Origin of the sequence: Brevibacterium sp. 91QC2O2, from assembly GCF_024580695.1 — a bacterium.
GTDB classification, from domain to species: Bacteria; Actinomycetota; Actinomycetes; order Actinomycetales; family Brevibacteriaceae; genus Brevibacterium; species Brevibacterium moorei.
Genome location: NZ_JANIJY010000014.1, coordinates 16,325 through 32,060, shown reverse-complemented (window position 1 = coordinate 32,060; position 15,736 = coordinate 16,325). Strand labels below are relative to the sequence as shown.

Annotated in this window: 13 protein-coding genes and 2 tRNA genes; 8 read left to right on the top strand and 7 right to left on the bottom strand. The window is 64.6% G+C overall.

What is annotated here, in order from left to right:
- Positions 1-41 precede the first annotated feature (41 nt).
- From NQ036_RS10550 to NQ036_RS10515, 8 genes are all read left to right on the top strand, one after another.
- Positions 42-758, top strand: a complete 717-nt coding sequence (locus tag NQ036_RS10550) for a M50 family metallopeptidase (RefSeq protein ID WP_257049310.1) — start codon at positions 42-44, stop codon at positions 756-758.
- Positions 759-955: 197 nt separating this feature from the next.
- Positions 956-2,956 (top strand): DNA topoisomerase (ATP-hydrolyzing) subunit B, encoded by a 2,001-nt coding sequence (gene gyrB / locus NQ036_RS10545; protein ID WP_257049309.1) that lies wholly within the window; start codon positions 956-958, stop codon positions 2,954-2,956.
- Between the two features lie 52 nt (positions 2,957-3,008).
- A complete protein-coding gene (gene gyrA / locus NQ036_RS10540; RefSeq protein WP_373456824.1) occupies positions 3,009-5,714 on the top strand; it encodes a DNA gyrase subunit A in 2,706 nt (901 codons plus the stop codon).
- Entirely contained in the window at positions 5,711-6,868 is a 1,158-nt protein-coding gene (locus NQ036_RS10535; RefSeq protein ID WP_257049308.1) for a DUF3566 domain-containing protein, read from the top strand. The genes gyrA and NQ036_RS10535 overlap by 4 nt, the downstream gene beginning before the upstream one ends.
- A 190-nt stretch (positions 6,869-7,058) precedes the next feature.
- Positions 7,059-7,132 (top strand) — tRNA-Ile (locus NQ036_RS10530).
- Positions 7,133-7,291: 159 nt separating this feature from the next.
- A tRNA-Ala gene (locus NQ036_RS10525) sits at positions 7,292-7,364 on the top strand.
- A 157-nt stretch (positions 7,365-7,521) separates the two neighbouring features.
- Positions 7,522-8,541 carry a hypothetical protein gene (locus NQ036_RS10520; RefSeq protein ID WP_257058784.1) on the top strand — a complete coding sequence of 340 codons (1,020 nt, stop codon included), beginning with the start codon at positions 7,522-7,524 and terminating at the stop codon, positions 8,539-8,541.
- 50 nt (positions 8,542-8,591) lie between these two features.
- Complete coding sequence (locus NQ036_RS10515) at positions 8,592-9,116, top strand: DUF3592 domain-containing protein (protein WP_257058781.1); 525 nt, start codon at positions 8,592-8,594, stop codon at positions 9,114-9,116.
- 247 nt (positions 9,117-9,363) lie between these two features.
- On the opposite strand, the gene NQ036_RS10510 is transcribed toward NQ036_RS10515, so the two are convergent.
- From NQ036_RS10510 to NQ036_RS10480, 7 genes are all read right to left on the bottom strand, one after another.
- On the bottom strand, positions 9,364-9,513 hold the full coding sequence (locus NQ036_RS10510) for a hypothetical protein (RefSeq protein ID WP_257058779.1): 150 nt from the start codon (positions 9,511-9,513) through the stop codon (positions 9,364-9,366).
- 137 nt (positions 9,514-9,650) lie between these two features.
- Positions 9,651-10,214, bottom strand: coding sequence for a hypothetical protein (locus NQ036_RS10505; protein ID WP_257058777.1), 564 nt, complete (start codon positions 10,212-10,214; stop codon positions 9,651-9,653).
- Between the two features lie 312 nt (positions 10,215-10,526).
- The gene (locus tag NQ036_RS10500; protein ID WP_257058775.1) at positions 10,527-11,462 is read right to left on the bottom strand and encodes an AEC family transporter; all 936 of its coding nucleotides are present in this window, start codon (positions 11,460-11,462) and stop codon (positions 10,527-10,529) included.
- Positions 11,463-11,466: 4 nt separating this feature from the next.
- Positions 11,467-11,958, bottom strand: coding sequence for a DUF3592 domain-containing protein (locus NQ036_RS10495; protein WP_257058771.1), 492 nt, complete (start codon positions 11,956-11,958; stop codon positions 11,467-11,469).
- 217 nt (positions 11,959-12,175) lie between these two features.
- Positions 12,176-13,693 (bottom strand): AbgT family transporter, encoded by a 1,518-nt coding sequence (locus NQ036_RS10490; protein WP_257058767.1) that lies wholly within the window; start codon positions 13,691-13,693, stop codon positions 12,176-12,178.
- Between the two features lie 129 nt (positions 13,694-13,822).
- Positions 13,823-14,482, bottom strand: a complete 660-nt coding sequence (locus NQ036_RS10485; RefSeq protein ID WP_257058764.1) for a response regulator transcription factor — start codon at positions 14,480-14,482, stop codon at positions 13,823-13,825.
- A complete protein-coding gene (locus NQ036_RS10480; protein WP_257049284.1) occupies positions 14,479-15,717 on the bottom strand; it encodes a sensor histidine kinase in 1,239 nt (412 codons plus the stop codon). The genes NQ036_RS10485 and NQ036_RS10480 overlap by 4 nt, the downstream gene beginning before the upstream one ends.
- Positions 15,718-15,736 lie beyond the last annotated feature (19 nt).

Below are 15,736 nucleotides of genomic sequence, written 5' to 3'. Positions count from 1 at the left end.
TCCTCGGCCTCCTGCCAGGCCCGGCTGTGAAGATGGTGTTCATGGAAGAGATCCCCGGCCGTCTGCTGACCGTCCTGACCTCCCCCACCCCCGCCCCGGCCGCTCCGCAGGCGCTCCTGGTGACCGCCGGGATAGTCCTGGCGCTGGTGGTGGTGCCCCCGCTGTGGCGCTATGCGGGGCTCGTGGTCACGGTGGTCCACGAACTGGGCCACGGGCTCACGGGCCTGCTGCGCGGGCGGCGCCGGGTGGCGATCCGGGTCTCCGGTGACCATTCGGGCCTGACCAGCTCGCGCGGCACCGCGGCCAGCGCACCGTTCTCCACCTTCTGGGGCTATCCGGCGCCGGCCGTGGTGGGCGCGCTGTTCATCACCGCCGCCTGCTTCGGGCGTGCCGGCCTGGCCCTGGTGCTCGGCGGCGCACTGCTCCTGGTCTGCCTGGTGTTCATGCGCGGCTTCCTGGCCATCGCGCTCGACGTGCTGGTCGTGGCCGCGGCCTGTCTGGCAGCGCTTTACGTGCCCGGCGTCCTGCTGGGGTACGTGGTGGGAGGCCTGGGACTGTTCCTGTTGGTGGGCGCCTACCGGGGACTGGGGAACCTGCTGGCAGCGCACCGGCGCCGGGACCTGGCATCCTCGGACGCGGCGATCCTGGCACAGGCCACCGGGGTGCCCGCCTGGCTGTGGATCGTGCTCATGGCCCTGGTCCTGCTGGCGGCGACCTCGGTTTCGGCCCGACTCGTGTGGAATATGCTCACCATCTGATTCCGAGCCCGGGAGTCGGAACTGCGGAAACCGCCACAGGCGCCATTTTCCTCCCGTCGGATGAGCTGGGGTACGTCCGAGGACGGAAAAGTCGCGAAAAACGGCTTCCAGGGCGTGCTGAAGGCGAATTCCAGGGCAGGACTTGGTAGAATTGAACGTGATTGTGCCAGTTTGTCCGCATTCTAACGAGGAGTTCCATGGCTGCCGAGGAATCCCAGCATTACGACGCCAGTGATATCACCGTCCTGGAAGGACTGGAGGCGGTCCGCAAACGCCCCGGCATGTACATCGGTTCGACCTCCGAACGCGGTCTGCACCACCTGGTCTACGAGATCGTCGACAACTCGGTCGACGAGGCACTCGCCGGCTACAACGACACCATCGAGGTGACGATCCTGGCCGACGGTGGCCTGCGGGTGGTCGACCACGGCCGTGGCATCCCCGTGGAGATGCACCCGAAGGAGGGCAAGTCCACCCTGGAGGTCGTGCTGACCGTGCTGCACGCCGGTGGCAAGTTCGGCGGTGGCGGCTATGCGGTCTCCGGTGGTCTGCACGGTGTCGGTTCCTCCGTGGTCAACGCCCTGTCCGAACGCCTGGACGCGGAGATCCACCGCGACGGCTATGTGTGGCGGCAGAGCTACCGCCGCGGCGCACCCACGGCACCGGTTGAAAAGGGCGAGGCGACGGACACCTCGGGTACCGTCATCACCTTCTGGCCGGACCCGGAGATCTTCGAAACGGTCGTCTTCAACTTCGAGACCGTGCGCCAGCGGATGCAGCAGACGGCCTTCCTGAACAAGGGCCTGATGATCACCCTGCGCGATGAGCGCAAGCCGGAGATCGACGACGACGACGTGCAGGTGACCGATGCGGACGAGGACGCGCCGTTCAAACCGCGCGAGGTCAAGTACCACTACGAGAACGGCCTGCTGGACTACGTCAAGTACCTCAACAGCACCAAGAAGACGGAGATCGTCAACGACGACATCATCGCCTTCGAGGCCGAGGACACCGACCAGATGATCGCGCTGGAAGTCGCGATGCAGTGGACCACCTCCTACAGCGAGTCCGTGCACAGCTACGCCAACTCGGTCAACACGCACGAGGGCGGCACCCACGAGGAGGGCTTCCGCACCGCGCTGACCAGCCTGCTGAACTCCTACGCCCGCGATCAGAAGCTGCTGCGGGAGAAGGACCAGAACCTCACGGGCGAGGACGTGCGCGAGGGCCTGACCGCCGTCATCTCCATCAAACTGGGCGAACCCCAGTTCGAGGGCCAGACGAAGACCAAGCTGGGCAACTCCGAGGCCAAGGGCTATGTGCAGAAGGTCGTGCGCGACGAACTGGGCCACTGGCTGGAATCCAATCCGAACCAGGCCAAGGAGGTCGTGCGCAAGGCGATCCAGGCCTCGCAGGCCAGGATGGCGGCCCGCAAGGCGCGCGAGGCGACCCGCCGCAAGGGCCTGCTGGAGTCCTCGGGCATGCCGGGCAAGCTCAAGGACTGCCAGTCCAAGGACCCGACGATCTCCGAGATCTTCATGGTCGAGGGCGACTCGGCCGGTGGTTCGGCCGTGCAGGGCCGCAATCCGATCACGCAGGCGATCCTGCCGCTGCGCGGCAAGATCCTCAACGTGGAGAAGGCGCGCCTGGACCGGGCCCTGTCCAATATGGAGGTCCAGTCGATGATCACGGCCTTCGGCACGGGGATCGGCGAGGAATACGACGAATCCAAGCTGCGCTACCACAAGATCGTGCTGATGGCCGATGCCGATGTCGACGGCCAGCACATCACGACCCTGCTGCTGACGCTGATCTTCCGGTACATGAAGCCGCTGATCGAACACGGCTACGTCTACCTGGCGACCCCGCCGCTGTACCGCCTGAAGTGGTCGAATGCCCCGCACGACTACGCCTACACCGATGCCGAACGCGACCGGATGCTGGCCGAGGGCCGCGCGGCGGGCAAGCGGCTGCCGAAGGACCAGGCGATCCAGCGCTACAAGGGTCTGGGCGAGATGAACTACCACGAACTGTGGGAGACGACGATGGATCCCGAACACCGGCTGCTCAAACAGGTCACCCTGGACGATGCGATGGCCGCCGACGAGATCTTCACCGTGCTCATGGGCGACGACGTGGATTCGCGCAAGCGCTTCATCCAGCAGAACGCGAAGGACGTCCGCTTCCTGGACATCTGACGGATATCCGACTTCTTAGACTTTCCTACTTCACGAAGGGGACCAGGCACACGTGGCTGACGAAACCGATAACAATCAGACCGATCCGCTCGACGGCGCGGCCGAACCGACCGCGGAGGAGGTGGCGGCCGGCGCCATCGCCCAGCGGATCGACCAGGTCGATCTGAACCTGGAGATGCAGCGGTCCTATCTGGACTATGCGATGAGCGTCATCGTGGGCCGTGCGCTGCCGGACGTGCGCGACGGTCTCAAGCCCGTGCACCGGCGCGTGCTCTACGCGATGTACGACGGCGGCTACCGCCCCGACCGCAGCTTCAACAAGTGCTCGCGCGTGGTCGGCGATGTGATGGGCCAGTACCACCCGCACGGCGACTCGGCGATCTACGACGCCCTGGTCCGCCTGGTCCAGCCGTGGACCATGCGCTACCCGCTGGTGTCCGGGCAGGGCAACTTCGGTTCCGCCGGCGACGACGGCGCTGCCGCACCCCGGTACACAGAGTGCAAGATGGCGCCCCTGGCCCTGGAGATGGTCAGGGACATCGAAGAGGAGACCGTCGACTTCCAGGACAACTACGACGGGCGCAACCAGGAGCCCGTCTACCTGCCCAGCCGGTTCCCGAACCTGCTGGTCAACGGCTCCAACGGCATCGCCGTGGGCATGGCAACGAACATCCCGCCGCACAATCTGCGGGAGGTCTCCGCCGGTGCGCAGTGGCTGCTGAGCCACCCCGAGGCCACGAAGGACGAAACGCTCGAGGCCCTGTTGGGCATCATCAAGGGCCCCGACTTCCCCGGCGGCGCGACCATTCTGGGCCGCAAGGGCATCGAGGACGCCTACCGGACCGGCCGCGGCTCCATCACCCAGCGCGCGGTGGTCAACGTCGAGGAGATCCAGGGGCGGACCTGCCTGGTCGTGACCGAGCTGCCGTATATGGTCAACCCCGACCGGCTGGCCGCGAAGATCGCCGGCTACGTCAAGGACGGCAAGGTCGGCGGGATCGCCGATCTGCGCGATGAGTCCTCCGGCCGCACCGGCCAGCGCCTGGTCATCGTGCTCAAGCGCGACGCCGTGGCCAAGGTCGTGCTGAACAACCTGTACAAGCACACCGATCTGCAGCAGAACTTCTCCGCGAACATGCTGGCCCTGGTCGACAATGTGCCGCGCACCCTGTCGATCGACGCCTTCCTGCGCCTGTGGGTCAAGCACCAGATCGACGTCATCGTGCGCCGCACCCGGTTCCGCCTGCGCAAGGCAGAGGAACGCGCCCACATCCTGCGCGGCTACCTCAAGGCGCTGTCCGCCCTGGACGCGGTGATCGCCCTGATCAGGCGCTCGCCGTCGTCCGAGGAGGCGCGCACCGGCCTGATGGAGCTGCTGGAGGTCGACGAGGTCCAGGCCAATGCGATCCTGGACCTGCAGCTGCGCCGCCTGGCGGCCCTCGAGCGTCAGAAGATCGAGGAGGAGGCCGCCCGGATCGAGGAGCAGATCCGCGAGTACAACTACATTCTGGGCACCCCCGCCCGGCAGCGCGAGATCGTCTCCGAAGAGCTCGCCACGATCGTCGACAAGTACGGCGACGACCGCCGCACCCGCATCATCGCGGGCTTCGACGGTGATATGTCGATGGAGGACCTGATCCCTGAGGAGGAGGTCGTCGTCACGATCTCCCGCGGTGGCTACGCCAAGCGCACGCAGTCGGCGCTCTACCGCGCCCAGCACCGCGGCGGCAAGGGCATCACGGGCGCCAAGCTGCGCGGTGACGATGTGATCGAGCACTTCTTCGTCACCAGCACGCACAACTGGCTGCTGTTCTTCACCAACACCGGCCGGGTCTACCGTGCCAAGGCCTATGAGCTGCCGGAGGGCTCGCGCGACGCCAAGGGCCAGCACGTGGCTAATCTGTTGGCACTGCAGCCCGGCGAGACGATCGCCCAGGTGCTGTCCATCCCGGACTACGAGGCCGCGGCCTATCTGGTGCTGGCCACCAAGTCCGGCCTGGTGAAGAAGACGCGCCTGAGCGAATACGATTCGAACCGCTCCGGCGGTGTGATCGGCATCAATCTGCGCGAGGACGCCGACGGCAATCCCGACGAGCTGGTCTCCGCGCGGATCGTCGAACCCACCGACCACCTGCTGTTGATCAGCCGTGGCGGGATGTCGATCCGCTTCGCCGCAGACGACGAGGCGATCCGGCCCACCGGCCGTGCCACCTCGGGCGTGACGGGTATGAAGTTCAAGGACGACGATGCGCTGTTGGCGATGGACGTCATCACGCCGGGCACCTATGTGTTCGTGGTGACCGAGGGCGGATACGCCAAGCGCACCCCGGTCGAGGAGTACCGGGTGCAGGGCCGCGGCGGTTACGGCATCAAGGTCGCCAAGCTCAACGACGAACGCGGCGGCCTGGCCGGCGGTCTGATCGTCGAGGACGGCGAGGAGGTTCTGGTCGTGATGGAGCGCGGCAAGGTCGTGCGCTCGTCCATCGACGAGGTCCCCGCCAAGGGCCGCAACACGATGGGCGTGGTCTTCGCCAAGCCGGGCAAGAAGGACCGGATCCTGGCAGTCACCCGTGGGCCCGAGGTCGACGGCGAAGTCGAAGGGGCCGAAGAAGTCGAAGGGGCCGAGGCCGCAGCCGGTGTCGAGGGCTCCGCAGCAGTGTCCGAGGAGGCTCCCGAAGCGGTCCAGGCCGATCGGGTAGCCTTGGACCCGACCAGCGGAGAGACCGCCGACGAGACCGCGGAGGGTGAAGAGCAGTGAGCGAAGGCGAAACCAAACCGGGCAAGATCATCCGGACCTCGTCCGGCAAGGGGACGCGATTGACCGCGGGCTCCGGAGATTCGGACAAGCCCGCACCGGACGCCTCTGCAGGTGCCTCCCCCGCCGCCCCTGACGGCGCGAAGTCCGAGTCCAAGTCCGGGGCTCCTGCCGCCTCCGGCTCTACGGCCCCTGGCTCCGCGGCCGGTTCCGCCGGCGCCGCCGCGGCATCAACAGGCAATGCACCCACGGCGCAGGCGGCCACCTCGCAGTCGTCAGGGGCCTCAACGTCCGATGCACAGTCATCCGGGGGCGCGGCCTCCGGCGCCCAGACCGCGGGAGGACAAGCCGCCGGCAGCCAAGCGCAGGGGAATTCCGGGGCCTCGGCATCCGATTCGGCAACGGGTAGGAAGGCCAGCTCCGGTGTGCGCCTGGGCAGCCCTGATAAGGCGCGCCCCGGGCAGAGCACCGGTGGTTCCGCGAGCGGGACGCCGGCGAATTCCGCCGGATACGGCCAGACCGGGAACGGGCAGGGCTCGGCACCGCAGGCGGCCGGCGGGGCCGACGCGACCTCGGTGCTCCCCGCCACGGGAAGTGCCGCGCCGGCAACGGCTACGGTCGCGGCCCCCGCGGTGGCCTCGCCCGGGGCTGCGACGAGCAGCGCGACCCAGACCAGCAGCCCCCGTGAGGATGTGTTCGCAACCGGTGCCGGGACCCCGTCTTCGACGGTTGGCACCGGCGCACCCGCGCGGGACTCCGGCAAGGGATCGGGGAAGAAGGGCAAGAAGCGCAAGGGCCCGCGGACCGTGCGACTGACGGTGGCGAACGTCGATCCGTGGTCGGTCATGAAGATGAGCTTCCTGCTGTCGCTGGCGATCGGCATCGTGGTCGTCGTGGCGTCGTTGGTGCTGTGGTTCGTCCTGTCGGCCACCGGCACGCTGGACAGTCTGCAGGGCGCACTGAGCGAGATCGCCGGTTCAGAATCGGCCGATTCGCTCATCGCACTGTTCGGGCTGGGGCGCGTGATGTCGTTCGCCGTGATCATCTCCGTGATCAACATCGTGCTGTTGACCGCGCTGGCGACGCTGTTCGCCTTCCTGTACAACCTTGCGGCATCGATCGTGGGCGGCTTCCATTTGACGCTGACCGACGACTGATTCCATTCCGCCGAGGGCCCCGATCGTGGATCGGGGCCCGCGGCGCATTAGGGTGGGGTGCTGTCGAGTCGTGTGCGCAGTCGCGGAGCGGCTTCTGAAGCGGCGTTCCATCGTGTGATGGAAGACTCATCGAGTCGATTTTGCATGTGCTGTCCTGTCGTATAGAGTTATATCTCGGTTGACCCGATAAGGGCCTTTAGCTCAGGCGGTTAGAGCGCTTCGCTGATAACGAAGAGGTCGGAGGTTCAAGTCCTCCAAGGCCCACGGAAACCACGGTGAACGGAGTCTCGTTGAAGAAGTGGTTTTCGATTGCAGGAGTTCTGACAGTCGTCGTCGGAACGGTGCTCGGTTTGAGAAATCGCCGGCAACGCGATCATCGAAGATGGTCCGACTACACTGATTCTGTGTAGAATGGACATCCCTGGGGGTATGGCGCAATTGGTAGCGCACCTGCTTTGCAAGCAGGGGGTTAGGGGTTCGAGTCCCCTTACCTCCACTCGAGTACATTGAGACAGCACTCGTAAGAAGAGGCCCGGAATCATTGAGATTCCGGGCCTCTTCGCTGTCCAGTATGAGCGGCCGGGGCTGATCGTGTACACACGTTCCTGCCGATAACCCGGGGTGTGGTGATTTGAAAATGATAGCTTATTTATATGAATGTCTTCAGGGTTCGGTTGGAGTGGACGATCCGGTGCCATATCGCCTTGACGATCGTCATGGTGGTGGTGCTGCTTGCCGGAGGAATCTGGGGCGCACTCCGTCCGCATCCACCGCCGCATGCTGCAGCCTCCATTGAACTACACGACGAAGCAGAGATCCTGAATCACGAGGATCTCTCCAAAGAGTTGGCCACTGCTCGCTTCTACCATCCGGGGCTTCGTCTGGTGGTCTGGACACACTGGGACCAGCATGGTGTCAAGGATGATCGGCTTCTCGACGAGACCTGGAAATGGGCGCAGGCACATCCCGAACTCCATCTGACGGATAGAGCGGACGAATCGGCAGAGCCGCGCTGGGCCGATGACTTCATACTCGTGAGCCTCTCTGCGCAGAAGGGCAAAGAGGGTTCAATGGATTCGAAACATACGCGGTATGCTGCCGGCACCGTGTTCGGTGGCAATCTGGACTACAACCAGCTGGCGTATCACCAGAGTTCGATCCTCCATGAGACGTCCGCACATTCGGGGAAGTCCGGTTCGAGGAGTTCTGCGCCGTATGCTGGGTCTCTTGAACGGCTGGACAAGGGCGAATGGGGTGATGGTGTCGCCGGCATCGTCGAGGCGGCATCGTGGCTGATCGACAGGCCGAAACTGCAGACGTTTAGAGATCACGTTGCCACTCCGTTCTTGACGGTGGGCATCATCTGGCCGATTCTCGGGGCACTCCCCCTGCTGCTCCTGGCTACCCTGGGTAAATCCGTCCGAGGCGATCGCCAAAGACTGCGGAGTATCGAGTTACAACTATCCCGCGCTGAACCATCCGATCATGAGCTGCCGACACAGCGTGAGCGGCTTCTGAACACGGCACATGACCGACTGGCGGTGCTGGACCGGCGCACCATCTTCACGACGTTCGTGTTCTTCACCAAGCTGTCCGATCAGGCGAACGCTTTCAGCGACGCTGTTGATGAACTTGAACAATTTGCCCGTGACCACGGTACGTCCGGATGGTAGCGTAAATTACATGATCAAGTTAAGTAGTGTGCTGCTCGGGGACATCGCGGATGGCTGATGAGAATCCGTTCGGGAAGATGTCGGACTTCGAAGAGGAGTCCCCCGGCGGTAAGTGGATTCTGCCGATCATCGCGTTTGGCTTCAGCGCCATCATGTTCGTGTTCGGGGCGCTTTTCGGCTACTACGGCCAACATGATGCCGCGACCCTGACCGCCACGGCCACCGCTACGGTGAAGGGCGATCCGCACGAAAGGTCTGTGTCGGACTGCAATGGTAGTGGGCACAGCTGCAGTAGGAAATACTACTGCTCGTTCCAGTACGTCTTCCCTGCGCCGATGGGTGGAGAAGGCCACGGAGAGTACGAGGATGACGACGAATGCGGGGATGAACAGGCCAACGGAGCGCAGCGCCAGGTCTTCTTCAACCCGGAGGATATAACCGAATCCTCGTTGCGTGACCCGAGTTCCCTGATGGACAGGTATGGGTGGATCCTCTTCGTCTTCCTCGGGATCTTTGTTCTTGGCGTGGGGGTGAAGAGCCTCCCGAGGCGCCGGAAAACCGATGAGTCCAAATAGACCGTGGCTTCATGACGATGCTCCCGTGGCCTGGTGGAACGGGTCGACGACCGGTGTCGGGTGTACTCGCCCGAGGACGCGGACACGTGGTGTTATGACCGGGCGGTGGCCTACTCGGACAGATCGACGTCGAGATGGAACCGGGTGGGATTGTTCGTTGCATCTGTCATACGATCCAGCCTAACCAAGCTGAATCCGGCATAAAAAGCCCCCGTGCGGCATCGTGCCGAATTCTCGTCAGCCAGGTTCATGATCTTTCGCGCGTGAGCTCGAAGATCGCCGGCTTGGCGGAGGAGGCTGCGCCGAGATACTTGATTTCCCCGTTGTTCTTCGTGAGACGGAACGCTTCCACGGCACTCTTATACCGCACCTTGTCTGCACCGTCGACCAGCTTCAAACGAATCGTCTCATCGACAGGGGCAATGGCGTTCGTCTATCGTCCTACACCTGTGAGTATGGACTTGACCACGGCAGGGACCATTTCCGCCGTGCCCAACCCAGATCAGGACCGGGATAATAGCGCCAGGGACACACTCACCGATGCGCGTAGTAGTAGTCGAGGAGGCGGAAACCGGCAGTGTTCTGGACCCTATCGTCGCCGACTTTCGCAACTGTAGCGGCATAGTAGAAATCAGCGGCACGGTTCGTATAGGTCTGCAGCACCTTCAGCCGGACCAAGCGGCTGGCTGAAGGTTTGTAAAGAGGTTTGCCCACGGCCCGGACTTCCCATAGACCTGCCGGATCGTGCACTGCGTCGCCAGGCACAGTGCCGATGAAGGACACCATGGTTTTCACAGTCGAACACGCATTGCTTTGGCCGGAATCAACGTCCTCGATCTTCTGAGCTAGGACGGTGACATCGGAGACGTCCTGTGCGCTGAAGTGGTAGCCGGTTTTGTTCGTCGTCAGTACAAGCAGTGCGCGCTTCGTATCGAAGGGCACGTTGTAGTTGGGATGAGCCACGGTGTCCATATCGGGGTTGCCTTGGAATGTGGGGATGAGCGCTACGTTGACATCCCCAGCATCGGCAGTTTTAAGGTCCTCGGCCTGAGCCCCCGGACACCGCCCCGGGTACGGCGACGGCGCGTCTGTTGCCACGATGGTTTTCGATTCCGCCTCATGATCGGCACCCGTGCAGGAGGTCGACAGAGTGGACAACGCCACTACCAGGGCCGGACCTAAAACGAATCGGTTCCTCATGGTGGTCGCTATCTTCTTCCCTTTTGACTCCGGTTCGGCACTCGGTCGCCGGGCCCTGGGCACAATGGGCCTCAGGTTGCAGTGTGGGAGGAGATGACACCGTGGCGACTCAGCCGGCATATCTTCATTGGCCGGCACCATCATCGTATCGCCGGTCGCGGCTCGGGTCCGGATCGCCTACAGCCCTATGATGGGAACGATGATCCCGGGTCATCCGGGCCGAACCGCCAACACCAAGGACAGCACCACCAACACCGGCACGGCCACCAACAGGGTGAGGAAGACGGTGTCACGGGCCAACACCGTGGCCTGCGGGTAGCGCTGGGAGTAGACGTAGACGTTCTGCGCCGTCGGCAGGGCCGAACAGAGCACCGGGGCCAGGGCTTCGGGCCCGGACAGGCCGAAGACGAACAGGGCGGTCAGCGCCGCCACCGTCGGTGCGATCACAGCCTTGAGTATCACCGCGGTCAGGATCCCGGCGGTGTCGCCCCCGGTGAAGGGCCGACCGTTCCCGCGCAGGGACATGCCGAAGGCCAGCAGCATGAGCGGTACCGTCGCCTGCCCCACCAGGTGGAACGGTTCCAGCACAGGGTCCGGCAGGCGGGCTCCGAGCCCGGTGGCACTGACCACCACTCCCGCCAGCGAGGCGACGACCACCGGATTGCGCAATGGCCGCAGCACCCTGCCCCACAGGCCCCGGCCGGTGCCGGTGCACACGTCGAGGACCGCCAGAGTCAGTGGGGCGACAAAGACCAGCTGGAACAGCAGAACGGGCGGGATGATGTCCGCGCTGCCCAATACATAGGTCGCGATTGGCAGTCCCAGATTGGCGGCGTTGACGTAGCTGGAGGCCAGTGCGCCGATCAGGGCCCGCTGCACTCCCCAGCGGGCGAGGGCCGACACCAGAATGAAGATCGTCATCACCGTCAGCGAGGCGATGACGACGACCAGCACATCGGGCCTCACCAGCTCGGCTAAGTGGGAGGTGGCCAGGGTGGAGAACATGAAGGCGGGGAAGGCCAGGTTGAAGGCGGTGCGGGACAGGACCCGCTCGCCCTGTTCGCCCAGGAAGCCGATCCGATCCACGATATAGCCGGCCGCGATAATGCTGCCGACGATCGCGAACCCTGTGAGAACACCATTCATGGGTTCATCCTCTCCCCCGCCGGCGACGCAGTGCGATGGCTCCGGTGACCAGGCCGTAGATGCTCAGCGCTGCACCCGGAATGACGAACATCCACAGGCCCAGCCAGCGGTTGGAACCGGCATTGGGATCATTGATGCCGTTGTCGCCGGGATCGTGTGGATCGTAGAAGATGGTCCGTTGGGCGCCCGCCACATCTGCGGTATCGCATTCATTGCGGTCGGAGGCATTGCCGGTTATGACGTCATCGGACCCGATGGGTGTGAACTGATAGTCGAAATGGCACTCGTACTTGGTATTGCACGAACCCCGTTTGCAGTGTCCACTGGTTGTTTTCTCCTCCTGCGCCCCGTCCAGGACAATGGCGGTGGTCTGGGTGTTGCGGTGCGATGCGTCCTGCCGGGCTATGGATTGCATCAACAGTCCGGGTAGCAGCAGTGCCAAGCCCACACACAGCCACATGATCGGCAACCCCAGACCTGCGGCCTTTGGAGACATCGACACCCCTTTTGGATTACCTGTTTATGCAATTCGGGTCAGTGCTCATGCTGGTACACATGTAGGTGTTTGTCCAGTTGCGCGAAGAAGGGCCCCGCGAGTGTAACCTCACGGGGCCCCGGGGCACGATTTCGTGCGGTGGGCGCTCACTCGCGGTGGCCTCGACCCCGCGAGTGAACGGACTCCTACATGTGTCGGCCTATCGGTTCGTCGGTTTTCAGACCGCGGCCGGGGCGCCGGGGCCCACCGGGATTCCGATGAGGTACCAGATGAGGAAGAACGCGACCCAGACGACCCAGATGACGACCGACAGGGGGATCGTGAAGGACGCCAGGGTGCCGATTCCCGCCTTCTTCTTGTACTGCTGCATGAAGCCCAGGGCCATGACGAAGTACGGGCTCATCGGAGTCACACAGTTCGTCACCGAATCCGCGATGCGGTAGGCGGCCTGCGTGACCTCGGGACTGATGTGCAGCAGCATGAGCATCGGGATGAACACGGGAGCGGCCAATGCCCACAGTGCCGAACCGCTGGTGATGAAGAAGTTCATAATCGTGACGATCACGATGATGCCCAGCAGGATCGCCCAGGCCGGAGCGTTGATCTTGGCCAACATGTCGGAACCCGAAATGGCCAGGACCTCGCCCATCTTGGTCCACTTGAAGTAGGCCAGGAACTGTGAGATGGCGAAGAACAACACCAGGATCGGGGCGAGGGACTTCACGCCCTCGATCATGCCGGTGATGATTTCCGTGGGCTTGGTGAAGTTGCCGCTGACGAACCCGTAGACGGCACCCAACAGGGCGAAGAAGAAGCCCAGAATGAACGCCATACCGGTGAACACCACGGAATTGAGGATGCCCGCGTCCTCGCCGCGCAGGGGCGAGGTGTGCGGGATCAGAGCCGCGATCAGACCCAGGATGAACAGCACGGCGACGATCCCCGTCACGTTCAGCGCCTTCCGGTCCTTGGCCGTGCCCTCCAGCTTGGCCCGGTCGTCGGAGCTCAGTTCGGCCAGATCATCGTCGGTGGTCAGGTGTGGGTGCCGGGCCAGGACGGTTTCGGTGACGAGTGTGATGACCACGGCGATGAGGATCGAGGATGCGAGCCCGAAGAAGTAGTTCGAGACCGGCGAAACGAAGTAGTCCGGGTCGATCGTATGCGCCGCGGCCGTGGAAATGCCCGAGAGCAGCACATCGGTCGAGGTCAGTGACGGCGATGCGTCATAGCCGGCGGAGATGGCGACATAGGTGACGACGATGCCCAACAGCGGACTGCGCCCGGCTGCCCGGAAGATCAACGCGCCTAACGGGATCATCGTGACGTAGGCGGCATCACCGGCCACGTGGCTGACCATCGCCGCAATGACCAGTGCGAACGTCAGGAAGCGGGCGGGGACCCGGGCGACCATGCGGTGGAGCAGGGAGTCGATCAGACCGGAGCGCTGCGCCACCGAAATGCCCAACAGCACGGTGATGATGGTGGCCAGGGGCGGGAACGTGGCATAGTTCGTCACCGCATCGCCGATGATCGTCTGCAGACCGTCGGCACTGATCAGGGACTGCACGGCCACGGTCTTACCGGTGGCCGGATTGACCGCGGAGACCCCGATGCCGGCCAGGATCGCGCTGAGCACGATGACGCAGGCGGCCAGGATCCAGAACAGCCAGAACGGGTGGGGGATCTTGTTGCCGACGCGTTCGATCACGTCGAAGGTCTTCAACATCCCCTTCATCCGCGATGTTTCGGGGGCTGACGCGTTCGCGCTGCTCACTACTGCCTACTTCCAAAAAAGTTGAGGAGGGGTCGAAACAACCCTAGATCACGGGAGCGGGCTCATATGAAATGCCCCTCACCGGGCCCCTCAGCGTCCCGGGGTGATGAGGCCGGACTCGTAGGCGCGAATGACCAGCTGTGCGCGATCGCGGGCGGCCAGCTTGTTCAACAGCCGACTGACATAGGTGCGCGCGGTGGCCGGGCTGATGTACAGGCTCGCGCCGATCTCGGCATTGGACTCGCCCATCCCCACGTGCAGGAGGACCTGGCGCTCGCGCTCGGTCAGCTCGGCCAGCAGGTCCGGGCGGTTCACAACATCCGGTCGTGCGGCCAGCATCCCCATGACCTTCCCGGTGATCGAAGGCGACAGCAGTGCATCGCCCTGGGCGGCCGCGCGGACGGCCGCGCGCAGTTCGGCCGGCGCGATGTCCTTGAGCAGGTATCCGCCGGCCCCCGCGCGAATCGCCGCGAGCACGTTCTCGTCCTCGTCGAAGGTGGTCAACACGACCACATGGACCCCGGCCAGTTCCGGATCGGCCATGATCTGCGCGGTGGCACTGATCCCGTCGAGCCCCGGCATCCGGATGTCCATGAGCACGACATCGGGCCGATACTCCTTGACCGCCCTCAGCCCGGCGCGCCCATCGGCGGCCTCGGCGACGATGCGGATGTCACCGTCGTGCTCGGCCAGGGCGCGCAGCCCCATCCGGACGAGTTCCTGATCGTCGACCAGTACCAGATCGATCATGGCAGCCGCGCGGGAATCGTAGCCGCGACCGAGAAACCCGTGGCTGTGGCGCTCGCGGACAGGGTCCCACCGAGTAGTTCGACCCGCTCGGTCATCCCGGCGATGCCATAGCCCGGCCGAGGCTCCGGTTGAGTATCGGCGGGACGACCGTCCGCGGGCCGGGCACTGCCCGACTCAGCATCGCCGGACACAGCATCGTTGGCCACGGCACCGCCCAGCCCGGCAGCGGCCGAGGCCCCCGACCTTCCGCGGCCGTCGTCGGTGATGCTCAGGCACAGTGCGGGCCCGTTGAGTGCGGCGCCGATGTGCGCCCGGGAGGCATGGGCGTGGCGGATGATATTCGTGATCGACTCCTGAATGACTCGAAAGGCGGCGGCATCCACCGATTCGGATAGCTCGGCGGGGGTGACTTCGATGTCGGCCGTCACCTGCAGGCCGGATGCCCTGGCGGTCTCCATCAACTCGGCGATGTTCGACAGCGATCGGGGGCTCCTGGCCTCGGCCTCGTCGGTGCGCAGAATGCGGACCATGGCGCGCAGTTCCTGCAGGGAGCGGCGGCAGGTGGCCCGGACCTGTTCGAGTGCGCGTGCCGCGGCGGTATCGTCGTGGCCGATCGCCTCGGCGGCAACGCCGGTGTGCAGGGAGATGATGGACAGGCTGTGGCCCACGGTGTCGTGCAGTTCGCGCGAGATGTCCTCGCGTTCCGTGCGCATCCGCAGCTGCGACTCGCGCAGGACCCGTTCCCGGGTCAGCCGGGCGATCTGCTCCTGCTGGGTAGCGCGAATCCGCGCGGAGCGCAGCCCCGATCCCAGTGCAATCGCTGCAGCGAACAGGGCCAGGTTCGATACCGATTCGTAGCCGAGGAGGAACCCGAGGGCCTCTCCCCCGTCACGGATGCGGAAGTACAGGGAGACGGCGAAGACCAGCGCGGCCGCGCCACAGGCCCAGCCCGGCCGTCCGGCCTCGGCCACGGAGAACAGCGCGGCCACCACGGGCACCGCTACGCCGATCGGTGGATAATCCAGGATGTAATAGCCGAACATGCCCAGGATGCTGAGCACCAGCACGGTTCGTGGGTACTGGCGGCGGCACAGCAGGAGGGCGCCGAGGCCGCCGGCGAACAGATAGGCCAGGACGTCCGGCGAACGGGTGCCACCGGGACCGAGTGCGATGATAAGTGCCAGCGCAATGGCCGTTGCCGCTCCCAGCAGCGCATCACCGGTTCTTCTGCCCATGCTGTCCAGCATAGGGACT